The organism is Mesorhizobium sp. LNHC252B00, from assembly GCF_000502955.1.
Taxonomy (GTDB): Bacteria; Pseudomonadota; Alphaproteobacteria; order Rhizobiales; family Rhizobiaceae; genus Mesorhizobium.
Genome location: NZ_AYWO01000054.1, coordinates 1 through 21,625, shown reverse-complemented (window position 1 = coordinate 21,625; position 21,625 = coordinate 1). Strand labels below are relative to the sequence as shown.

The following is a 21,625-nucleotide window of genomic DNA, read 5'->3' as shown; positions in this document are numbered from 1 at the left end:
GAGAAGGCCCCTAAAGAATCAACCTTTCCACTCAACGCAAGACTTACTCTTACTCATATGCGATTCCCCTGCCGCAAGGGGGGAGATTGGCAGCTTCAGCATCGGTGCTCACTTTACAACGTCAATGATTGGCGAAAGCAGAAGCGACATCCGATCTCCCCCCTTGCGGGGCCCGCAAGGGGGAGATGTCCGGCAGGACAGAGGGGGGTGTGAAGGATCGCCGCGAACGGCATTGGTCCCGTCTTGCTTAGCCAGCCGCAACCTTCAGCCACAGCGCCTTCTCGCCCAACGTCGCGACCATGCCGGCGTGCGCGGCGCGCTCGGCTTCGGTCAGGCGGAGCGGCAAGGATGCCGGGCGCTGGCTGATGATGATCTCGATCTGGCGGACGTTCTCGCGGCCTTGCGCCGGCGCGGTGGCGCTGTCGAGGATGAGGGCTGCCTGCTTGCCGCCGATCAGCTCGATATAGACCTCGGCCAGCAATTCGGAATCGAGCAGGGCGCCGTGCTTGGTACGCTTCGTGTTGTCGATGCCATAGCGCCGGCAGAGCGCGTCGAGCGAATTGGGGCCCATCGGATGCTTGCGGCGCGCCAGCGCCAGCGTGTCGACGACAACACCGTTGTCGATGAGGGGATGACCGAGACGGCCGAATTCGACATTGAGGAAGCCGACATCGAAGGTGGCGTTGTGGGCGACCAGCTTGGCGCCTTCGGTGAAGTCCAGCCATTCCTGCGCAATCTCAGCGAAGGTCGGCTTGCCCGCGAGGTCCGCGGCGCTGATGCCGTGCACGGCCTGCGCCTCGGCGTGGATCGCACGTCCTTGCGGGTTGATATAGTGGTGGAAGGTCTTTCCGGTCGGAAAGCGGTTGACCAGCTCGACGCCGCCAAGCTCGATCACGCGGTCGTCGCGCGAATCGAGGCCGGTGGTTTCGGTGTCGAAAATAATCTCACGCATCGAATCAGTCGCTCCAAAGGAGCAGAATCGTGAGACCGGAACAAAATGGCAATGGGTATGCTGACGCGGTGGTGTCAGGAGTGCACCTTATCCCCGGAGAGTTCGGCAATGATGGCAGCCACGGCGGCGCGGGCGGAGCCCAATCCCTGGCCGGTATCGACGACGAAGTCGGCCAGCTTGCGTTTTTCCGCATCTGGCACCTGCCTGGCCAGGATCGAATCCAGTTTTTCCTCGGTCATATCAGGCCGCGCCAGAACGCGTTCTCGCTGGATTTCGGGTGGCGCGGTGACGACGACGACCTTGTCGACGCGGTCGCTGCCGCCGGTTTCGAACAGCAGCGGAATGTCGAGGACGGCAATCGGCGCGCCGGCGGCACGATGACGCGCCAGAAAAGCGTCGGCGTCTGCGCGCACCAGTGGATGGATGATCGCTTCCAGCCGCTTCAGGGCGGCGGCGTCACCGAGAACACGCGCGCCAAGCTTTGCCCGATCGACTACGCCGGCGGATGTGGTGCCGGGAAAGGCCGCCTCGACAAGGGGCGCGGCCTTGCCGGCATAGAGGCGATGCACCGCCTCGTCGGAATCATGGACCGGCACGCCGGCCTCGACGAACATCTTGGCCGTGGTCGACTTGCCCATGCCGATCGAGCCGGTGAGGCCGAGCACGATCATGGCTTCGGTACCAGATCGGCAACGATGAGCGCGCGGAGCTCAGCCGTCACCTGCGGCCTGATGCCGAACCAGCGCTCGAAGCCGGGCACCGCCTGATGCAGCAGCATGCCGAGGCCGTCGACGGCCTTGAGGTTTCTCGCGCGGGCCGCCGCAAGCAGCGGCGTCTCCAGCGGCACGTAGACGATGTCGGTGACGACGGCGTGGTCGGGCAGCAAAGCGGGATCGGCGGACAGGCCTTCATTGCCATGCATGCCGAGTGCGGTGGTGTTGACCAGCAGGCCAGCATCGGCAAGCAGTTCACCGGTCGCCGCCATGCCATGTGCCGAAACGCCGGCGCCGAAACGATCGCGCAATTCCATAGCCCGGGCGAGCGTGCGGTTGACGATGCGGATGTCGTCAACGCCACGCTGCTTCAGCGCATGGATGACGGCGCGCGACGCGCCGCCGGCGCCGAGCACGACCGCCGGGCCGTTGCTCGCCCAGCCCGGCGCATGATCGTCGAGGTTGGCGGCAAAGCCGTGCGCATCGGTGTTGCCGCCCCACAAGATGCCGTCCTCGAACCACAGCGTGTTGACGGCGCCGATGTCTTGCGCCGCCTGGTCGCGGTTGTCGGCCAGCGCGAAAGCCGCCTCCTTGTGCGGGATGGTGATGTTGCCGCCGCTATAGCCGTTGGCCTGCAGCGTCTTCACGAACCCGGCAAAGTTTGCCGGCGCGACATCGATCGCCTCATAGCTGCCGTCGATGCCATGCTTGGCCAGCCAATATCCGTGGATCTTCGGCGAGCGCGAATGCTTGATCGGGTGGCCGGTAACGAAGGCCTTCCTTGTCGCCTCAACCATCGATCGCTCCGAGCGTGCGCAGTTCGGCCAGCAGCGGCAGCAGCGGCAGGCCGACAATGGTGAAATGGTCGCCCTCGATCTTGTCGAACAGCTGGATGCCTTCGCCTTCGATCTGGTAGGCGCCGACGCTTCCCAGCGCCTTGGCACCGACGCGGGCGAGATGGCGGCCGATGAAGGCTGGGTCGAGCTTGCGCATGGTCATCGAGGCGATGCCGACATGTCGCCACAGCACCGCGCCGTCGCGGACCAGCACGGCGGCGCTGTTCAACTGATGGGTCTTGCCAGACAGCGCCAGCAAATGACGGCGCGCGCCTTCCCTATCGGCCGGCTTGTGGAACACCTCGTCGCCGAGCGACAGCGTCTGGTCGCAGCCGAGCACCAGGGCGCCCGGCCTGCGCTCGCTGACTTCGGTGGCCTTGGCCTCGGCCAGCACCAGAGCGACATCTTCAGGCGAGACACCGCTATCCTGCATAGGCGCCTCGAGCGCCCGCTCGTCGACCTCGGCCGGAACCGCCTCGACGTCGACGCCGGCATTGACCAGCATCGCCTTGCGAAACGGACTGCCTGAAGCGAGGATGATTTTCTCGGTCATTTTCTTTCGCCTGGTTGATCGTCGTTGACCGCCGCAGTGCACAGGGTTGCCAAAGGTTGGCGGGACAGCGCCCCCCTCTGTCCTGCCGGACATCTCCCCCTCAAGGGGGGAGATTGGATGTAGGTTCGGCTTTCGCCAATTTTTAACGTTGAACAGAAGGTGCGGCCCCCGAAGTCGCCGATCTCCCCCCTGGAGGGGGAGATGCCCGGCAGGGCAGAGGGGGGTGCGAAGGATCGCGACGTTTCAGACACTATCTCAAGCCTGTGGTTGCGCACGGCTCCAACTATCTATTCTTCCCCCTCAGGGCAACGATCGCAGCCGCCGTTTCCTCTATCGAGCGGCGGCTGACATCGATCATCGGCCAGCCATGTCGCGTACAGATCTGGCGGGCATAAGCGAGCTCTTCGCTAATAGCGGCGCGGTCGACATAGTCCGATGCCTCGTAAGAACTGCTGGTGCCGAGGAGGCGGTTTTGCCGGACATGCGAGATGCGCTCGGCGGTGGCGACCAGCCCGACGATCAGCGGTGTCTTGGCGTTGACCAGGCTTTCCGGCACCGGCACGCCGAGCACGATCGGGATGTTGGCGGTCTTGATGCCGCGGTTGGCGAGATAGATGCTGGTCGGCGTCTTCGAGGTGCGCGAGATGCCGATCAGCACGACATCGGCATCGTCCATGTTGAGCGGCAGCTGGCCGTCATCATGGTCCATGGTGAAATTCAGTGCGTCGATGCGGCGAAAATATTCGGCATCGAGAACATGCTGGGCGCCGACGCGGCGGCCGGCCGGCGTGCCGAGATAGGACTGGAACACGGTCAGTACCGGCTCCAGCACCGACACACAGGGCAGCCCCATCGTCGCGCAGCGCTCGTCGATGCCGCGCGCCAGCTTCTGGTCGACGACCGTATAGAGAATGATGCCGGGCTCTTCCTCGATGTCCTCGAACACTTTCGCTACCTGCTTTTCGGTGCGGATGAGCGGATAGATATGCTCGATGGCGCGCGCATCCTTGTATTGCGCCGAAGCCGCCCGGCCGGCGGCGAGCAGCGTTTCGCCGGTCGCGTCGGAAATCAGATGCAGATGGAAGAAGCTTTGGGGTTTGTTCACAGGGGGGTCACCTGGGGCTGTGGGCATCTGTGGATAGAGCGGGATGAAAAGACGGGCCGATCGGACGCGACTGTATCAGAAGGTGGTTTGTCCACAATTCGTTGCTCTGTCAGCTTCGCCGGGCGGCTGGGGACAAATCCGGGGACGGCTTTCCCTGCCTCTCGCCTGTCCACAGGGCGGGCTTTTCCCCACGTCTCGTAACGCTTTGACTCCAGAGGCGGATTCCTGTTCGTCCCCAGAACCCTGCAGTTTGGAAAAAGAAGCACGCGACAATATGTTGGCTGGTGTTTTCCGGGGCAAAGCGGGACAGGTGACAACCACCAGAACCAACAGACTCTTAGAATCAGAAGAATCTTAGATATAAGAATCTTTGATTATAGAAGAGGCTGGGAGAAGCGAGCGCTCGATGCCCCCGAACCGGATCATGCTGGACGTGCTGAAGGGCAAGGCTCACTTTCCGCCTCCGCTCTGGATGATGCGTCAGGCCGGGCGCTATCTGCCGGAGTATCGGGAGACACGCAGGCGTGCCGGTTCCTTCCTGGATCTCTGCTATGACCCAGACCTTGCCGTCGAAGTGACCTTGCAGCCGATCGAGCGTTTTGGTTTCGATGCATCGATCCTGTTCTCGGACATCCTCGTCGTCCCGCATGCGCTTGGCCGCGACGTCCGCTTCGAAGAGGGGCGAGGGCCGCTGCTGACGCCGATCACGGCGCCGGAGATTGCGGCTCTGGAAAGCAAGCTGTTTCACGTGAATCTCGAACCGGTCTACGAGACGGTTCGCCGGCTGCGGGCCAAACTGCCAGACGAGACGACCCTGATCGGCTTCTGCGGGGCACCGTGGACGGTGGCGACCTATATGATCGCCGGCCATGGCACGCCCGACCAGGCGCCGGCCCGGCTTTTTGCTTACCGCGAGCCGGCGGCCTTTCAACGACTGCTGAAAGTGCTCGCCGATCATTCGGCCGCCTATCTCATCCGTCAGATCGAGGCCGGCGCGGATGTGGTGCAGATTTTCGATTCCTGGTCAGGGGTGCTCGACGGCGCCTGCTTTGAACAGTTCTGCGTGCAGCCGGTGGCGGTGATCGTCAGGCAAATTCGGGCCGTTCATCCCGATGTTCCGATCATCGGTTTTCCCAAGGGCGCCGGCGCCCGCTACCAGACCTACCGCCAGAAGACCGGCGTAACGGGGCTGGGGATCGACTGGACGGTGCCCCTGGAGGCGGCGAAGGATTTGCAGCGCCTAGGTGCGGTTCAGGGCAATCTCGATCCCTTGCGGCTCGTGGCAGGCGGCAAGGCACTGTCCGACGGCGTCGAAGCGATCCTGGAAGCGCTGGGAGAGGGGCCGCTGATCTTCAATCTCGGCCACGGCATCACGCCGGAGACGCCGATCGCCCATGTCGAGGCGATGGTGAGACAAGTGCGGAGTGCGACACGCTGATGGCCGAGATGAAGAACGCGAACAGCACCGGGCAGGCGATGATGCGCATGACGATCAGTATCGCGGTGCTGGTCGTTCTCACCGGGCTTTTGTATCTCGCGGCGCCCAACAGTTTTTATCCGTGGGCCAAGGCGATCCATATCCTTGCCGTCATCTCGTGGATGGCCGGCATGCTCTATCTGCCGCGGCTGCTGGTCTACCACGCCGATGCCGAGAAGGGTTCCGTGCAGTCGGAGACCTTCAAGGTGATGGAGCGGCGCCTGCTGCGCGGCATTGTCAATCCGGCGATGATCGTCACTTGGGTATTCGGTCTCTGGCTCGCCTGGAAAGGCTTTGGTTTCGAGGGCGGCTGGCTGCACGCCAAGATCGGGGCGGTGCTTCTGCTGTCCGCCGTTCATGGCTACCTGGCCGGCGCTGTGCGCAAATTCGCCGAGGACCGCAACGAAAAGCCCGCCAGGCACTGGCGAATGGTCAACGAGATCCCCACATTGCTGATGATCGCCATCGTCATTTTGGTTGTCGTCAAGCCGTTCTGACGCTTGTCGCGCAAGGGTGGTCCCCGGCTTTGGGACAATAGCTGCATGATGCGCTGCGGGCCTTTATCGGGTCTCGCAAAACGCAGCTTGCTCTTTCAACCGACCGACGATAAAAGACGGGTCTTCCTTCCCGTCATGCGCCGCCCCTCAGTGTCTTCGGCCGCGCCCGGCATTTGTCGCATCCCGCCGATATTTTCCCAAAGCTTACCCAGACTCCATCTATTCAAGGTCCGTCTATGCAAGAAATGAAACTCGCCGAGTTCAAGAACAAGAAACCGCCAGAGCTGATCGCTTATGCCGAATCGCTCGAGGTCGAGAACGCCAGCGTCATGCGCAAGCAGGAACTGATGTTCGCGATCCTGAAAAAGCTGGCTGCCCAGGACGTCGAGATCATCGGCGACGGCGTGGTCGAGGTGCTGCAGGACGGTTTTGGCTTCCTGCGCTCGGCCAACGCCAATTATCTGCCAGGTCCCGACGATATCTATATTTCACCGTCGCAGATCCGGCGCTTTTCGCTGAAGACCGGCGATACGGTCGAAGGGCCGATCCGCAGCCCGAAAGAGGGCGAGCGCTATTTCGCGCTGCTCAAGGTCAACACGATCAATTTCGACGATCCAGAAAAGATCCGTCACAAGATCCACTTCGACAATCTGACGCCGCTCTATCCGACCAAGCGGCTGAAGATGGAGATCGACAATCCGACAACCAAGGATATCTCGGCGCGCGTGATTGACCTGGTCGCGCCGATCGGCAAGGGCCAGCGCGCGTTGATCAATGCGCAGCCGCGTACCGGCAAGACCGTTCTCATGCAGAACATCGCCCACTCGATCACCGCCAACCATCCGGAATGCTATTTGATCGTGCTTCTGATCGACGAACGGCCGGAAGAAGTGACCGACATGCAGCGCTCGGTGAAGGGCGAGGTGATCTCGTCGACCTTCGACGAGCCGGCTGTTCGCCACGTGCAGGTCGCCGAAATGGTCATCGAAAAGGCCAAGCGCCTTGTCGAACATGGCCGCGACGTCGTCATTCTGCTTGATTCCATCACCCGCCTCGGTCGCGCCTACAACACCGTGGTGCCGTCATCCGGCAAAGTGCTGACCGGCGGTGTCGACGCCAACGCGCTGCAGCGGCCGAAGCGCTTTTTCGGTGCGGCGCGAAACATCGAGGAAGGCGGTTCGCTGACCATCATCGCCACCGCGCTGATCGATACCGGCAGCCGCATGGACGAAGTCATCTTCGAAGAGTTCAAGGGCACCGGCAACTGCGAAATCCAGCTCGACCGCAAGGTGGCCGACAAGCGCATCTATCCGGCCATGGACATATTGAAGTCCGGCACCCGCAAGGAAGATTTGCTGGTTTCCAAGCAGGACCTGCAGAAGATCTTCGTGCTGCGCCGCATCCTGGCGCCGATGGGAACCACCGATGCGATCGAGTTCCTGATCGACAAGCTCAAGCAGACCAAGACCAACGCGGATTTCTTCGATTCGATGAATACGTAGGAGTTTACCCTCCCCCTTGTGGGGAGGGTCGATCCGCGCAGCGGAGCGGGGTGGGGGTCAGCACCGAAGTTGGCGATTTACCCCCGCCCCGTCTCACGATCCATGCTTCGCTACGATCGCGAGCCGACCCTCCCCACAAGGGGGAGGGTGTCACCTCAACAGCTTCTCCAACTCCCCAGCATCCGTAACCACCGGCAGGCAAACCTGTCCCGTACAGAACCACGCACCCGCCTTGTCGGTCGGCGGCAGGATTCCGCCGGGCAACATGGGTCGATTCGCAGCCGTACCGATCGCCGCGACAATATCCACGCGACGTGGATCCGGGCTTCGATTCGCAACCGGAACGAGCTTCGGGTCGTCCAATGCATCGATGATGACCAGCTTGAGCGGCTCGATGGCCAGCGCGCAGGCATTGACGATGCCGGCCTGGCCATAGGCCTGATGCGCAGCGCGGCCGGCAGCGTGCTCGGCGATCTTCCAGGCTTTCTCCTGCAGGTCGAGATCGCCGGTGACGGACGCCAGCCGGACCAGCGCTTCGATGATCTGGCCCGTCGCTGACGGGATGGCCTCGTCGACATCGCCCCGGATGCGGATCGGCACGTCGGCGCTGTCCGAAGCGGTCAGGTAATAGCCTGTTCCTTCGGGATCAGCGTGCCACAGGTCCAACTGTCCGATGAACCGGCTAGCCTGGTCGACATAATTCCAATCGCCGGACGCTTCGAACAACGAGATCGCCGCATTGCTCATGGCGGCGTAGTCGCTGGACAGAGCAGGGAACAATTTCCTGGCGCCGAGCATCGAATGCGGCAAGCGGCCGTCGCGGCTGGCGGCGCTGATATGGGCAAAGGCCTTTGCCGCCGCGTCGATCCAGTCAGGCCGGGCCAATGATCGACCGGCCTCGGCAAGCGCTGCAATCATCAGGCCGTTCCAGTCGGTGAGCGTCTTTGCATCAAGGCCGGGCCTGACCCGCTCTTCCCGCACAGCGAGAAGTTTCGCCTTGAGCGGGCTGAGTTTTTCACGCTCGATGACGCTTTGCGATTGCTGGGAGCGGGTTTGGTGGACAATTGGCTTGCCTTCCCAGCCATGCGGGCTCGACAGCGTGAAGTATTTGAAAAACAAGGTAGAATCGTCGCCGAGAGCGTCTTCAACCTCTTCCCTGCTCCAGGTGTAGAACAGCCCTTCCACGCCATCGCTGTCGGCGTCGAGACTGGCGGCAAAGGCGCCGCCGTCGACGCGCATTTCGCGCAGCAGCCAGTCGACCGTCTCTTCGATTCGTAGCCGGAACAATTCGTTGCCGCTCGCCGCATAGGCCCAGTTGCAGAAGCGGATGGACTGGGCGTTGTCATAGAGCATTTTTTCGAAATGCGGCACCAGCCATTCGGCATCGGTCGAGTAGCGGCTGAGCCCACCGCCAATATGGTCGTAGATGCCGCCGCTCAGCATTTGTTCGAGGCTGAGCAGGACGTCGTCGCGATGGCTGGCATTGCCGTCGCGCAGCCAGGACAGCCAGAGCGTGAGCATGAACGGGGCATTGGGGAATTTCGGCGCGCCGCTAAGGCCGCCAAGATCGCGGTCGACCATGCCGTCGATGCCCTTGGCAAGTTCCACCAGCGCATCCCGGTCGAGTGCTGTCCTTGCATGCGAACCGGCGAGCCGCGCCTCGACATGGGCCGTCAGGCCGTCGGCGCTCTGGTTCAGGCTTGCCCTCTTCTCGCGCCACGCCTTGTCCACCGCCTGCATTACCTGGATGAAACCGGAGCGGCCATAGCGCGGCTCGCGAGGGAAATAGGTGCCAATTGCCCGAAAAAGCAGCGTACTTTGTTGGAACGCCCTTTGCGGGAGGAGTGATTGNGGGCCGCCATATAGATTTGGTCGATGTCGGGTCGCTCCTCGCGGTCGACCTTGATATTGACGAACAGACGGTTCATGACGGCGGCGACGTCGTCGTTTTCAAAGCTTTCATGCGCCATGACATGGCACCAGTGGCAGGCGGCATAGCCGACCGAGAGCAGGATCGGCCTATCCAGCGCCTTCGCCTCCTCGAGCGAAGCCGGCGACCAGGCCCGCCAGTGCACGGGATTGCCGCTGTGCTGCTTTAGATAGGGGCTGGCTTCTTCGGCAAGCAGATTTTGTGCGGGTAGCGTCACGATCGCAAACTCGGTTGGGAGTAGTCATATGGACGTAGGGCGGTTCGGCAAAGCGGGCAAATGATTTCAGGCGAATCCATCGTTGCGTTATCAAGCGGTCGACTGCCGGCGGGCGTCGCCGTCATCCGCATTTCCGGCTCGCAGACTCGATTCGTGATCGAAACGATTGCCGGCACTATGGTTAAGGACCGCTCGGCGGTTTTGCGCAGGCTGCGGGCACCCGACGGGACAGTGCTGGATACGGGCCTGGTCGTTTTCTTTCCCGGACCGGCCAGTTTTACCGGCGAGGATGTCGCGGAATTCCACGTTCATGGCGGACGCGCCGTGGTGGCTGCGATGCTGGAGGTAATCACCAGTTTTGACGGCGTCAGGCACGCCGAACCCGGTGAATTCACGCGCCGCGCCTTTCTTAACGGCAAGGTCGACCTGGTCGAGACCGAGGCACTGGCCGATCTCGTCAATGCCGAGACCGAGGCGCAGCGGCGCTTCGCGGTGCAAAATGCCGAGGGCGCCCAGAGTGAACTCTATCTTGGCTGGCGGCGAAGGTTGATTCATGCCCGGGCCATGATCGAGGCGGAGATCGATTTTGCCGATGAGGACGACGTCCCCGGTTCCGTTTCGGACACGGTCTGGTCCGATGTCCGGACGATGATCGGCGAAATCGACAGCCACATTGCCGGATTTCGCGCTGCCGAAATCATCCGTGACGGCTTCGAGGTGGTTATCCTTGGTGCGCCTAACGCCGGTAAGTCGAGTCTGTTCAACGCCCTGGCGCGGCGGGATGCCGCTATAGTAACGGATGAACCCGGCACGACGCGCGATCTGCTCGAGGTGGTGCTCGACCTGGGGGGGATTCGAGTCCGGTTGGTCGACACCGCCGGCCTGCGCGATGCGCCGGGCAAGGTCGAGGCGATCGGCATCGAGAAGGCCAGAGCCAAGGCACATGGGGCCGACCTGTTGCTGCTGCTGCAGGACGTCGCGGACCCCAGGCCCATCGGTTCGTTGCCGACCGGTGCGCCGAGCTTGCGGGTCGGCACAAAGCTCGATCTGCTGGATAGTCGCGCGGCAAGCGACGCGGCCGCGAACTATGATCTTGTCATCTCGGTGAGGGCCGGGACCGGCGTGGAGGCATTGCTGGCGGAAATCGGCCGTCGCGCCGCTGAGGCGACCGGCAGCGCCGGCGATATCCTTCCATCGCGTCTGCGCCATGTCGAGTTGCTTGGTGAGACCAACCGCCATCTGCTTCGCGCCACCGACAGCCTGGCTGTCGGACAGGAATTGCGCGCCGAGGAACTGCGGCTCGCCGCCGATCGCCTCGGCCGAATCGTCGGCGCCATCGACGTCGAGGACATGCTGGACGTGATTTTCTCGCAGTTCTGCATTGGGAAATGACTCACGTGAAACCGTGGGCCTCGAACAGGAGTTGGTTTCTGGCGCAGAGGCCTGACGGCGCTTGCGGACTGCACGCGTTGGCAATTGGCGGAAACGCTTAACGTCTCGTCATCCTCGGGTCTGCGCTTCCGCTTCGCTCCCGCTCCGCCCGTGGATGACGAAAGTTGGCAGGGCTCCAGCGAACGGCCTCACTGCAAATGACTCACGTGAAACACCGCTGCAACTCCCCGCCATCTTGTTTCACGTGAAACTCGCTGCGGAGTTTTCTTGACAGCACCGCCCCACGGGGACATGTGTCCCTCATCATTGAGTCTGGGAAGTTTGTTATGACCAATCACTATGATGTGGTTGTGGTGGGCGGCGGCCACGCGGGGTGCGAGGCGGCGGGCGCGGCTGCGCGCGCCGGGGCCAAGACCGCGCTGGTCACGCTGCGGTTCGACACGATCGGTGTCATGTCCTGCAATCCGGCAATCGGCGGACTCGGCAAGGGCCACCTGGTTCGCGAGATCGATGCCCTGGACGGCCTGATGGGCCGGGTGGCGGATGCTGCCGGGATCCAGTTCCGCTTGCTCAATCGCCGCAAGGGTCCTGCGGTGCGCGGACCCCGCACGCAGGCCGACAGAAAGCTCTATCGCCTTGCCATGCAGGAAGCGATTCGGCAGCAGAACGATCTCGACGTGGTCGAGGGCGAGGTCTTGGACTTCGAGATCGCCGGCGGGCAGATTGCGGCGGTTCTCCTGGCCGACGGCCGGCGGCTTGTCTGTGGCGCGGTCGTTCTGACGACCGGAACCTTCCTGCGCGGGCTCATCCATATCGGCGAGACGAAGATCGTCGCCGGCCGGATGAACGAGCAGGCGAGTCTTGGCCTGTCTGCGACGATGAACCGGGCTGGTTTCAAGCTCGGACGTCTGAAGACCGGTACGCCGCCGCGGCTCGACGGTCGGACGATCGATTGGGCGTCGCTGGATAGCCAGGCCGCGGATGAGGATCCGGTGCCGTTCTCGCTGTTGACGGACCGCATCGAGACACCTCAGATCGACTGCGGCATCACGCGCACGACGACGGCCACACATGAGCTGATTCGCCTCAATCTCGGCCGCTCCGCCATGTATTCCGGTTCGATCGAAGGGGTCGGGCCGCGCTATTGCCCTTCGATCGAGGACAAGATCGTCAAGTTCGGCGACAGGGACGGGCACCAGATCTTCCTCGAGCCGGAAGGGCTCGACGACGATACCGTCTACCCCAATGGGATTTCGACTTCTCTGCCTGAAGATGTGCAGCTCGACCTGTTGAAAACCATTCCGGGGTTGGAGCGCGCCACCATGCTGCAGCCCGGCTATGCCATCGAATATGATCATGTCGATCCGCGCGAGCTGCACCAGACGCTGGAGACAAAGCGCATCGGTGGCCTCTTCCTAGCCGGCCAGATCAACGGCACGACCGGTTATGAAGAGGCGGCCGGGCAAGGCTTGCTCGCCGGCCTCAACGCGGCGCGGCGCGCGTCAGGCAGCGAGCGGATCGTGCTCAGCCGCACTGAAGCCTATATCGGCGTGATGGTCGACGACCTGACCAGCCGCGGCATCAGCGAACCCTACCGGATGTTCACCTCGCGTGCCGAGTTCCGGCTGTCGCTGCGCGCCGACAATGCAGATGAGCGGCTGACACCCCTGGCTGGGAAACTGGGCATCGCCTCGACGCAGCGGATGCAGCGCTATGGGGCTGTCATGCATCGCCTCGATGACGCGCGGGACCTGGCTCGCTCGCTCACCCTGACCCCCAATGAAGCGGCGCGGCACGGGCTGGAGGTCAACCGGGATGGCGTGCGCCGGTCCGGCTATGAATTGCTGTCCTATCCCGATGTCGATGTGGCCTGGCTGGCCGGTGTCGATTCGCGGTTTGCGGAAATCGACGGCAAGACGGCGGAACGCCTCGAAACGGAAGCCAAATATTCGGTTTACCTGGATCGGCAGAAGACGGATGTGGCGCAGATCAGGCATGAGGAGGGCCGGCTGATCCCGGAGGCGGTCGATTTCGCGGGCGTACCAGGCCTGTCCAACGAGTTGAAGCAGAAGATCCAGGCGCGGCGGCCGCGCTCCATCGCCGACGCCCAGCGCATGGAAGGCATGACGCCGGCGGCGCTGGCGATCATTGTCGCGCATGTTCGCCACGCGGAGAGCGCCCTGCGTCCACAAAGGGATGTTGCGTGACTTCTTCTTCATGGAAGAGCCTGCAGGACGCGGCAGGCCCGGTTTCACGTGAAACATTCGATCGGCTGGTGGCATTCGAGCAGATGTTCCAGAAATGGAATCGCAGCATCAATCTCGTTGCGCAATCGACGGCTGGCGATGTCTGGCAGCGTCACATCCTGGACAGCGCGCAGTTGGCGCGAATCGAGCCCTATGCGACGCGCTGGGTAGATCTGGGGTCTGGCGGCGGATTTCCCGGCCTTGTCATGGCTTTCCTGCTTGCCGAGCGTGACGGCGCCAGCATCGATCTGGTTGAAAGCAATCGCAAAAAGGCATCGTTCCTGCAGGCCGTCGTCGGGCAGTTCAGCCTGCCGGCGCGGGTCGTGGCGCGCCGCATCGATGACAGCCATGCGCTTGTTTCGGCACCGCAAATCGTCACGGCACGGGCACTCGCCTCGCTTTCGACCCTGCTGGACCTGTCGGCGCCATGGCTGATTTCAGGTGCGCGTGGCCTGTTTCACAAAGGCCGGGATTACCGCGCCGAAGTGGAAGAAAGCGTTCACCGATGGTCCTTCGATCTGGTAGAACATCCAAGTGTGACCGACGCCAGCGGCGGCGTCATTCTCGAATTGTCGAACTTGCGACCTGTCTGATCTGCTCCAGGCGACCCGAAGCGACCCGAAATGAATTTCTGGCATAGACCCATGATGAAGAGTGGCCCCCGAATCATCACCGTAGCCAACCAGAAGGGCGGCGTCGGCAAGACCACTACCGCCATCAACCTGGCGACCGCGCTGGCCGCGATCGGCGAAAAGGTCCTGATCGTCGATCTCGATCCGCAAGGCAATGCCAGCACCGGCCTCGGCATCGACCGCAAGGATCGGACGGTCTCGTCCTATGACGTGCTGACGGGCGAGCTGGATCTGGAAGCCGCAGCGATCCCGACAGCCGTGCCCGGCCTGTCGATCGTGCCGTCGACGCTCGACCTGCTTGGCATTGAAATGGAAATAGCCTCGGCGCCGGACCGGGTGCTCAAGCTGCGCAATGCGCTGCGCGCCGCGACCGAGCGCGGGGCACCGTTCGGCTATGTGCTGATCGATTGCCCGCCTTCGCTCAACCTTTTGACGTTGAATTCAATGGCGGCGGCCGATTCCGTTCTTGTGCCGCTGCAGTGCGAGTTCTTCGCGCTGGAAGGCCTCAGCCAATTGCTGGAGACGGTCGAGCAGGTGCGCCGCTCGATCAATCCGGACCTTATTATCCAAGGCATCGTGCTGACCATGTATGACGGCCGCAACAATCTCGCCAACCAGGTGGTGCAGGATGTTCGCGCGCATATGGGCGACAAAGTCTATGAGACCATCATTCCGCGCAATGTGCGGGTGTCAGAGGCGCCGTCCTACGGCAAGCCGGCTATCCTCTACGACCTGAAATGCTCGGGCAGCCAGGCCTATCTGCAATTGGCGTCGGAAGTGATCCGCCGCGAGCGTAAATTGCGCGCCGCTTGATGAGATCGGATGCATAGTTAAAGTCGGTTCGAGGCCGAAACGATCGCTTTTTGGATATACGGGACTTTGGAACAAAGATGAGCGACGACCTTTCGAGAAAGAGACTGGGCCGTGGGCTGGCAGCGCTGATCGGCGAGATCGACCGTCCGGCAGCACCGGAAAAGCCGGGCATGAGCGCCGACGGCAAGGTGCCGATCGAATTCCTGACGCCAAACCCGAAAAATCCGCGGCGGCATTTCGGCGACGCCGAACTGACGGACCTTGCCCAGTCGATCCGAGAGCATGGCGTGGTCCAGCCGGTGGTGGCGCGGCCTTCGCCGACACAGGCCGGCCGCTACGAGATCATCGCCGGCGAGCGGCGCTGGCGTGCGGCACAGCGCGCCGGCCTGTCCGAGATCCCGGTCATCATCCGCGAGGTCAATGACCGCACGGCGCTGGAACTGGCAATCATCGAGAATGTCCAGCGCACCGACCTCAATGCGGTCGAGGAAGCGCTTGGTTATCAGCAGCTGATCGACGAGCACGGCTACACCCAGGCCGATCTCGGCCAGGTGATCGGCAAGAGCCGCAGCCATGTCGCCAACACGCTGCGGCTGCTCAAGCTGCCGGACGTGATCCGCGACATGCTGGTCGACGGCGAGCTGTCGGCAGGGCACGCCCGCACGCTGGTGACGGCGGAAGATCCGGCCGGCCTTGCCAAGCGCATTGTCGAAGAGGGGCTGTCGGTTCGCCAGGCCGAAGCGCTGGCGCAGATGCCGGCCGGCAGCAGCAGCACGAAAGAGGCCAGTCCGGCGCCGAGCCCGGAGCAGAAAGACCCCGACACGCTGGCGTTGGAAAAGCTGTTGACGGATACGATCGGCATGATCGTGTCCGTGGAACACAAGGGCAAGGGTGGCGTGCTGCGCATCGCATATCGGTCTCTGGAGCAGCTTGATGAGCTGTGCCGCAGGCTGAAGCAGGAGCGGTAGTTAGCCGGCGAATTGTCAGCGGCACGAGCATGACTGGCGATTGCCGGTCTTCTCTCTTTGCAGCGTTGGTGATTGGCGAAATCGGCGAAGCCGCGAATCTCCCTCCTTGAGGGGGAGATGGCCGGTAGGCCAGGGGGGGTCGCCTCACATTAAGCGCCGACGCCCTTGCGGAAGCAAAGAAGAGGTCGGCGCCTCACGTCAGGCGACCCCCTCTGTCGCCTTTGGCGACATCTCCCCCTCAAGGGGGGAGATCAGGCGCGCTGCGCCAATCGGCTGCTTTCCACCGCAATGCCAAGCAGCGCCTGTCGCGCTAGCGCGACGGAAAGATCCGGCCGCCGGCGCGTCTGCAGGACCGCCGTCTGCAGCCGGATCAGCGCGCGGCCGAGCGCGTCGGTGCTCCAGCGCTCCAGCGCCTTCTCCACCAGCTTGCGGCGCGAGAAAAACACCGGAGGGCGGGCGGCGGCAACGACGGAAGCCGCATTGCGGCCGCCCGAATCCATCTGGCCGCGCATGGCCTGGATCTGCTGCAACTGCCGCATCGCCGAGGACAGAACCAGGAAGGGCTGTCCGCCGGACTGGCAATGCCGGGTAAAGGCGGTGTCGAAGTCGCCGATCTTGCCTTCGAGCAGCGCGTCGACCGCGTCATCGAAAGACGCGCCGGAAACGTCACCCGACATCGCCTTGACCTCTTCAAGCCCGATCTCCTGCTGGCCATGGGCGTAGAGCACGAGCTTCTCGATCTCGCCGCGCGAGGCCAGCCGATCGCCCCCGAGATTGCGGCGCAGCGCCTGTCTCGCCTCCATGGTCATCGACATGCCGGCCTTGCGGAGCTCGTCGTCGATGACGGCGTCGATGTCGCGGGCTTCATCGGCATAGCAAGGCAAAGCCATGGCATTGTCGGCAGCCTCGACGATGGCGCGAAGCCCGACGCCCTTCTTCAGATCGCCGGCCTCGATGAGAATGATCGCATCGCGTGCCGGCTCTGCCGTCAGCGCCTTGACGTCGTCGGCCAGCGCCTTCTGGCCGCTGGCATTGCGCACCCAGAGCAGGCGCCGATCGGAAAACATCGGCACGGTGCGGGCTTCGTCGAGCAGCCGGCCCGCGTCACGGTCGACCTCCGAGCCTTCGAGCCGGACCACCGAGAAGGGATCGTCGAGCGGCAGGCCGGTCTTGCCGGCAAAAGCCTTCGCGCGCTCCGAGACGAGGCCGCGGTCGGGGCCATAAAGCAGGATAATGGAGATGCGCTGGTCCGGCCGCGCCAGCCAACCATCGACCTCGTAAGCTTTCTTCTGTGCCATGGCGGGTTGGTTAGCACAGGGCGGGGTCGGCGTGAACGGGGCTGCGGTGGCTGGGGCAAAGGATGGTGCGCGTAATCTCCCCCCTCGAGGGGGAGATGGCCGGCAGGCCAGAGGGGGTCGGTTCGACCGGATGCGACCTCCTTGCGGCAGATGGAGGTTGGCGCTTCACGTTGGGCGACCCCCTCTGTCGCCTTCGGCGACATCTCCCCTCGAGGGGGGAGATAGCCGCTTCGCCGCTTTCGCCTACTATCAACGCTGCAAGGTGAGTATTCACCCACCGACTTGCCTTATCTGACCGCTAACCCAGCCCAACCTTCCCCCTAATTGCGCGCCACACCCCAACATCGACAAGAAATTTCGCAGACATATCTACATCTTGGTGCTGGGGAGGCTGCATCGGCCGGCGCGGCCGGGACTGAAGGCTTGCCCGACGAATTCGCACTGGCCGTGCAGATATGCAACTATCGGCGCCAGGCAACATTGGAGGACTTGGTCATGGCCGATGCTGGGATGTTGCGGTTTCACGTTCCGGAGCCGGAAGTGCGACCGGGCGGAACGCCTGACTTTTCCAATGTGCCGATCCCGAAGGCCGGCTCGGTGCCGCGCCCCGAAATCTCTGTCGATCCGCGCACCATCCGCGATCATGCTTTCTCGATCATCCGCGTGCTGAACCGCACTGGCGAGGCCGTTGGGCCCTGGGCCGGCCTGCTTTCCAGCGACGAGCTTTTGGCCGGCCTGCGCCACATGATGACGCTCAGGACCTTCGACGCGCGCATGCAGATGGCGCAGCGCCAGGGCAAGACCTCGTTTTATATGCAGAATCTGGGCGAAGAGGCGGTGTCCTGCGCCTTCCGCAAGGCGCTGGCGCCGGGCGACATGAATTTCCCGACCTATCGGCAGGCCGGCCTGCTCATCGCCGACGGCTATCCGATGGTCACGATGATGAACCAGATCTATTCCAACGAGGCCGATCCGCTGAAAGGCCGGCAATTGCCGATCATGTATTCGTCGAAGGAGCACGGCTTCTTCTCGATCTCCGGCAATCTGGCGACGCAGTATATCCAGGCGGTCGGCTGGGCGATGGCCTCGGCCATCAGCAATGATTCGAAGATCGCCGCGGCCTGGATCGGCGACGGCTCGACGGCCGAGTCCGACTTCCATTCGGCGCTGGTGTTCGCCTCCACCTACAAGGCACCCGTCGTGCTCAACGTCGTCAACAACCAGTGGGCGATCTCGACTTTCCAGGGCATCGCGCGCGGGGGCTCGGGCACGTTCGCGGCGAGGGGCCTCGGCTTCGGCATCCCGTCGCTGCGCGTCGACGGCAACGACTATCTCGCTGTCCATGCGGTCGCCAAATGGGCGGCGGAGCGTGCGCGCAGCAATCTCGGGCCAACGCTGGTCGAATATGTCACCTACCGCGCCGGCGCGCATTCGAGCTCGGACGACCCCTCTGCCTACCGCCCAAAGACCGAATCCGACGCCTGGCCGCTCGGCGACCCGATCGTGCGGCTGAAGAACCATCTCATCGCGCTCGGTGTCTGGTCGGAGGAGCGGCACACCCAGGCCGAGGCGGAAATCCTCGACACGGTGATCACGGCGCAGAAAGAAGCGGAAAGCCACGGCACGCTGCATGCCGGCGGCAAGCCTTCGACGCGCGACATGTTCGAGGGCCTCTACGCCGAAATGCCGCCGCATCTGCGGCGCCAGCGCCAGCAGGCGGGAGTCTGAGCCATGCCGAGACGCACCATGATCGAGGCGATCCGCGACGCCATGGACGTGTCGATGGCGCGCGACAGCAAAGTCGTCGTGTACGGCGAGGATGTCGGCTTCTTCGGCGGCGTCTTCCGCTGCACGCAAGGCCTGCAGGCCAAATACGGCAAGAGCCGCTGCTTCGATGCGCCGATCAGCGAATCCGGCATCGTCGGCTCGGCCATCGGCATGGCCGCCTATGGCTTGAAACCGTGCGTGGAGATTCAGTTTGCCGACTACATGTATCCGGCATACGACCAGCTGACCCAGGAAGCGGCGCGGCTGCGCTACCGCTCCAATGGCGATTTCACCTGCCCGATCGTGGTGCGGATGCCGACCGGCGGCGGCATTTTTGGCGGCCAGACGCACAGCCAGAGCCCGGAAGCGCTGTTCACCCATGTGTCGGGGCTGAAGACCGTGGTGCCGTCCAATCCGCATGACGCCAAGGGGCTGCTGATCGCGGCGATCGAGGACCCGGACCCGGTGATCTTCCTGGAGCCGAAGCGGCTCTACAACGGTCCCTTCGACGGCCATCACGACCGGCCGGTGACGCCATGGTCGAAGAATGCGCTCGGCGAGGTCGCCGACGGCCACTACACGGTGCCGCTCGGCAAGGCGGCGATCCGCAGGCCAGGGTCAGCCATCACCGTGCTCGCCTATGGCACCATGGTCTATGTCGCGCAGGCCGCCGCCGAGGAAACCGGCATCGATGCCGAGATCATCGATCTCAGGACGTTGTTGCCGCTCGACCTCGACAGCATCGTGGCTTCGGTGAAAAAAACGGGACGCTGCGTCATCGTGCACGAGGCGACGCTGACGTCGGGCTTCGGCGCCGAGCTGTCGGCGCTGGTGCAGGAAAACTGTTTCTACCATCTGGAAGCACCTGTGACGCGGGTCGCCGGCTGGGACACGCCCTATCCGCATGCGCAGGAGTGGGATTACTTCCCCGGCCCCGCCCGCGTTGGCCGCGCTCTCATCGAAACCATGGAGGCCTGAGATGGGCGAGCACATCATCAAGCTGCCCGATGTCGGCGAGGGTGTCGCCGAGGCCGAACTGGTCGAATGGCACGTCAAGGTCGGCGACATCGTGCGCGAGGACAGCGTGCTCGCCGCCGTCATGACCGACAAGGCGACGGTCGAAATTCCGTCGCCGGTCGATGGCGAAATCCTGTGGCTGGGCGCCGAGATCGGCGACACGGTGGCAATCGGCTCGCCCATCGTGCGGCTGAAGGTGGCGGGCGAGGGCAATGTGGGGGGTGCGGCGCCGGCAAAAGTCACGGCTGAGAGTACCCCCGCCCCTAGCCCCTCCCCACAAGGGGGAGGGGGACGCGTTTCAACCACGAAGGCCGACGCCAAGTCAGCCACGTCCAAGAATGCGCCAAGAATTACCGGCGCCAGGGAATCAGATACCCGCTTACGGGCGGCCGAGACAGAATCCCCCTCCCCCTTGTGGGGAGAGGCTAGGGGTGGGGGTACTGCGCCGACGTCCAGAGTTGTCGGGCCCACCGGCGCGCCGCGTCCCGAAGGTGAAAAGCCGCTGGCGTCGCCGGCTGTTCGCCTGCGGGCGAAAGAGGCCGGCATCGATCTGCGGCAGGTTGCGGGAAGCGGCCCGGCCGGCCGCATCGGCCATGAGGACATCGAGGCTTTCCTGGCACACGGTCCGCAGGTCGCCAGGGGCCTCGCCCGCAACGACGCGGTCGAGGACATCAAGGTGGTCGGCTTGCGGCGCAAGATCGCCGAGAAGATGATGCTGTCGAAATCGCGCATCCCGCACATCACCTATGTCGAGGAGATCGACGTCACCGCGCTGGAGGAGCTGCGCGCCGCACTCAACAAGGAGAAGCGCCCGGGCGTGGAGCGGCCGAAGCTGACGCTGCTGCCGTTCCTGATGCGGGCGATGGTCAAGGCGATATCGGACCAGCCCAATCTCAATTCGCTGTTCGACGACGAGGCCGGCATTATCCACCAGCATGGCGGCATTCATATCGGCATCGCCGCGCAGACGCCGTCGGGGCTGGTGGTGCCTGTGGTCAAGCATGCCGAGGCGCGCGACATCTGGGAGTGCGGCGCCGAGATCATCAGGCTGGCCGAGGCGGCCAAGTCGGGCACGGCAACCCGCGACGAGCTGTCCGGCTCGACCATCACCATCACCTCGCTTGGCGCCATGGGCGGCGTGGCGACGACGCCGGTCATCAATCATCCGGAAGTGGCGATCATCGGCGTCAACAAGATGATGGTGCGGCCGGTGTGGGACGGCACCCAGTTCATCCCGCGCAAGATGATGAACCTGTCGTCCAGCTTCGACCATCGCGTCATCGACGGCTGGGACGCGGCGGTGTTCATCCAGCGCATCAAGACGCTGCTGGAAACGCCGGCGCTGATTTTTGTGGATTGAGGGCGGAGATGTCGGCGGGACAGCGCCCCCCTCTGCCTTGCCAGGCATCTCCCCCTCAAGGAGGGAGATCGGCAGCTTCGCCATCCCCGCCTCTCTCTAAGTTTTGGAGATTGGCGAAAGCCGAGGTGACATCCAATCTCCCCCCTCGAGGGGGAGATGGCCGGCAGGCCAGAGGGGGTCGGTACGACTGGACGCGACCGCCTTGCGCGACAGATGCAGGCAGGCGCTCTACGCCCGGCGACCCCCTCTGTCGCCTTCGGCGACATCTCCCCCTCGAGGGCAGGGCTATCGCATATGAGTAAAGAGGCTAAGCAGGTTTTGATCGGCCCATCGTGCCTTGAGTCGTTTGT

Annotated in this window: 17 protein-coding genes and 1 pseudogene; 11 read left to right on the top strand and 7 right to left on the bottom strand. The window is 63.5% G+C overall.

Features of this window, described 5'->3' with window-relative positions; genetic code table 11:
* Positions 1 to 247 precede the first annotated feature (247 nt).
* The 5 genes from dnaQ to X744_RS140620 form a co-directional block, all read right to left on the bottom strand.
* Positions 248 to 952 (bottom strand): DNA polymerase III subunit epsilon, encoded by a 705-nt coding sequence (gene dnaQ, locus X744_RS140600; RefSeq protein WP_023763024.1) that lies wholly within the window; start codon positions 950 to 952, stop codon positions 248 to 250.
* A gap of 74 nt (positions 953 to 1,026) precedes the next feature.
* Positions 1,027 to 1,623, bottom strand: a complete 597-nt coding sequence (gene coaE / locus X744_RS140605) for a dephospho-CoA kinase (RefSeq protein WP_023763023.1) — start codon at positions 1,621 to 1,623, stop codon at positions 1,027 to 1,029.
* On the bottom strand, positions 1,620 to 2,462 hold the full coding sequence (locus tag X744_RS140610; protein WP_023763022.1) for a shikimate dehydrogenase: 843 nt from the start codon (positions 2,460 to 2,462) through the stop codon (positions 1,620 to 1,622). Before X744_RS140610 ends, coaE begins: the two co-directional genes overlap by 4 nt.
* Positions 2,455 to 3,054, bottom strand: coding sequence for a Maf-like protein (locus X744_RS140615; protein WP_023763021.1), 600 nt, complete (start codon positions 3,052 to 3,054; stop codon positions 2,455 to 2,457). Before X744_RS140615 ends, X744_RS140610 begins: the two co-directional genes overlap by 8 nt.
* Positions 3,055 to 3,337: 283 nt before the next feature.
* Positions 3,338 to 4,159, bottom strand: a complete 822-nt coding sequence (locus X744_RS140620; protein ID WP_023763020.1) for a pyruvate, water dikinase regulatory protein — start codon at positions 4,157 to 4,159, stop codon at positions 3,338 to 3,340.
* 406 nt (positions 4,160 to 4,565) lie between these two features.
* Between X744_RS140620 and hemE the strand changes: the two genes are divergently transcribed.
* The 3 genes from hemE (at position 4,566) to rho (ending at position 7,635) form a co-directional block, all read left to right on the top strand.
* Positions 4,566 to 5,597: a uroporphyrinogen decarboxylase gene (hemE, locus tag X744_RS140625; RefSeq protein ID WP_023763019.1), complete on the top strand. Its 1,032-nt coding sequence runs from the start codon at positions 4,566 to 4,568 to the stop codon at positions 5,595 to 5,597.
* The gene (gene hemJ / locus X744_RS140630; protein ID WP_023763018.1) at positions 5,597 to 6,133 is read left to right on the top strand and encodes a protoporphyrinogen oxidase HemJ; all 537 of its coding nucleotides are present in this window, start codon (positions 5,597 to 5,599) and stop codon (positions 6,131 to 6,133) included. The genes hemE and hemJ overlap by 1 nt, the downstream gene beginning before the upstream one ends.
* Positions 6,134 to 6,369: 236 nt before the next feature.
* Positions 6,370 to 7,635: a transcription termination factor Rho gene (gene rho / locus X744_RS140635; protein WP_031261426.1), complete on the top strand. Its 1,266-nt coding sequence runs from the start codon at positions 6,370 to 6,372 to the stop codon at positions 7,633 to 7,635.
* Between the two features lie 150 nt (positions 7,636 to 7,785).
* On the opposite strand, the pseudogene X744_RS01000000170635 reads toward rho, so the two are convergent.
* Positions 7,786 to 9,782, bottom strand: a pseudogene (locus tag X744_RS01000000170635) (thioredoxin domain-containing protein).
* Between the two features lie 60 nt (positions 9,783 to 9,842).
* Here X744_RS01000000170635 and mnmE point away from each other — a divergent pair.
* From mnmE to X744_RS140660, 5 genes are all read left to right on the top strand, one after another.
* Positions 9,843 to 11,174 (top strand): tRNA uridine-5-carboxymethylaminomethyl(34) synthesis GTPase MnmE, encoded by a 1,332-nt coding sequence (gene mnmE, locus X744_RS140640; protein WP_023763014.1) that lies wholly within the window; start codon positions 9,843 to 9,845, stop codon positions 11,172 to 11,174.
* Between the two features lie 326 nt (positions 11,175 to 11,500).
* Entirely contained in the window at positions 11,501 to 13,381 is a 1,881-nt protein-coding gene (gene mnmG / locus X744_RS140645) for a tRNA uridine-5-carboxymethylaminomethyl(34) synthesis enzyme MnmG (protein ID WP_023763013.1), read from the top strand.
* Positions 13,378 to 14,013, top strand: a complete 636-nt coding sequence (gene rsmG, locus X744_RS140650) for a 16S rRNA (guanine(527)-N(7))-methyltransferase RsmG (protein WP_023763012.1) — start codon at positions 13,378 to 13,380, stop codon at positions 14,011 to 14,013. Before mnmG ends, rsmG begins: the two co-directional genes overlap by 4 nt.
* A 51-nt stretch (positions 14,014 to 14,064) precedes the next feature.
* The gene (locus tag X744_RS140655; protein ID WP_023763011.1) at positions 14,065 to 14,865 is read left to right on the top strand and encodes a ParA family protein; all 801 of its coding nucleotides are present in this window, start codon (positions 14,065 to 14,067) and stop codon (positions 14,863 to 14,865) included.
* Between the two features lie 77 nt (positions 14,866 to 14,942).
* A complete protein-coding gene (locus X744_RS140660; protein ID WP_023763010.1) occupies positions 14,943 to 15,833 on the top strand; it encodes a ParB/RepB/Spo0J family partition protein in 891 nt (296 codons plus the stop codon).
* Between the two features lie 251 nt (positions 15,834 to 16,084).
* Here the strand turns inward: X744_RS140660 and holA are convergent, their stop codons facing one another.
* Complete coding sequence (gene holA, locus X744_RS140665) at positions 16,085 to 17,131, bottom strand: DNA polymerase III subunit delta (protein ID WP_023763009.1); 1,047 nt, start codon at positions 17,129 to 17,131, stop codon at positions 16,085 to 16,087.
* Between the two features lie 495 nt (positions 17,132 to 17,626).
* On the opposite strand from holA, the gene X744_RS140670 reads away from it, so the two are divergent.
* From X744_RS140670 to X744_RS140680, 3 genes are read left to right on the top strand one after another with little or no spacing between them, the layout of a single operon-like run.
* A complete protein-coding gene (locus tag X744_RS140670) occupies positions 17,627 to 18,859 on the top strand; it encodes a 3-methyl-2-oxobutanoate dehydrogenase (2-methylpropanoyl-transferring) subunit alpha (RefSeq protein WP_031261424.1) in 1,233 nt (410 codons plus the stop codon).
* A gap of 3 nt (positions 18,860 to 18,862) precedes the next feature.
* Positions 18,863 to 19,876, top strand: a complete 1,014-nt coding sequence (locus tag X744_RS140675; RefSeq protein ID WP_023763007.1) for an alpha-ketoacid dehydrogenase subunit beta — start codon at positions 18,863 to 18,865, stop codon at positions 19,874 to 19,876.
* 1 nt (position 19,877) lies between these two features.
* Positions 19,878 to 21,275: a dihydrolipoamide acetyltransferase family protein gene (locus X744_RS140680; protein WP_023763006.1), complete on the top strand. Its 1,398-nt coding sequence runs from the start codon at positions 19,878 to 19,880 to the stop codon at positions 21,273 to 21,275.
* Positions 21,276 to 21,625: the final 350 nt, after the last annotated feature.

Excerpts from the sequence above, each read along its gene's own strand:
- X744_RS140660 (WP_023763010.1), top strand. The coding sequence starts at position 14,943 with ATGAGCGACGACCTTTCGAGAAAGAGACTGGGCCGTGGGCTGGCAGCG.
- mnmE (WP_023763014.1), top strand. The coding sequence starts at position 9,843 with ATGATTTCAGGCGAATCCATCGTTGCGTTATCAAGCGGTCGACTGCCG.
- X744_RS140670 (WP_031261424.1), top strand. The coding sequence starts at position 17,627 with ATGGCCGATGCTGGGATGTTGCGGTTTCACGTTCCGGAGCCGGAAGTG.
- holA (WP_023763009.1), bottom strand. The coding sequence starts at position 17,131 with ATGGCACAGAAGAAAGCTTACGAGGTCGATGGTTGGCTGGCGCGGCCG.
- X744_RS140610 (WP_023763022.1), bottom strand. The coding sequence starts at position 2,462 with ATGGTTGAGGCGACAAGGAAGGCCTTCGTTACCGGCCACCCGATCAAG.
- X744_RS140615 (WP_023763021.1), bottom strand. The coding sequence starts at position 3,054 with ATGACCGAGAAAATCATCCTCGCTTCAGGCAGTCCGTTTCGCAAGGCG.
- coaE (WP_023763023.1), bottom strand. The coding sequence starts at position 1,623 with ATGATCGTGCTCGGCCTCACCGGCTCGATCGGCATGGGCAAGTCGACC.
- X744_RS140675 (WP_023763007.1), top strand. The coding sequence starts at position 18,863 with ATGCCGAGACGCACCATGATCGAGGCGATCCGCGACGCCATGGACGTG.
- rho (WP_031261426.1), top strand. The coding sequence starts at position 6,370 with ATGCAAGAAATGAAACTCGCCGAGTTCAAGAACAAGAAACCGCCAGAG.
- X744_RS140680 (WP_023763006.1), top strand. The coding sequence starts at position 19,878 with ATGGGCGAGCACATCATCAAGCTGCCCGATGTCGGCGAGGGTGTCGCC.
- hemJ (WP_023763018.1), top strand. The coding sequence starts at position 5,597 with ATGGCCGAGATGAAGAACGCGAACAGCACCGGGCAGGCGATGATGCGC.
- X744_RS140655 (WP_023763011.1), top strand. The coding sequence starts at position 14,065 with ATGATGAAGAGTGGCCCCCGAATCATCACCGTAGCCAACCAGAAGGGC.
- dnaQ (WP_023763024.1), bottom strand. The coding sequence starts at position 952 with ATGCGTGAGATTATTTTCGACACCGAAACCACCGGCCTCGATTCGCGC.
- hemE (WP_023763019.1), top strand. The coding sequence starts at position 4,566 with ATGCCCCCGAACCGGATCATGCTGGACGTGCTGAAGGGCAAGGCTCAC.
- mnmG (WP_023763013.1), top strand. The coding sequence starts at position 11,501 with ATGACCAATCACTATGATGTGGTTGTGGTGGGCGGCGGCCACGCGGGG.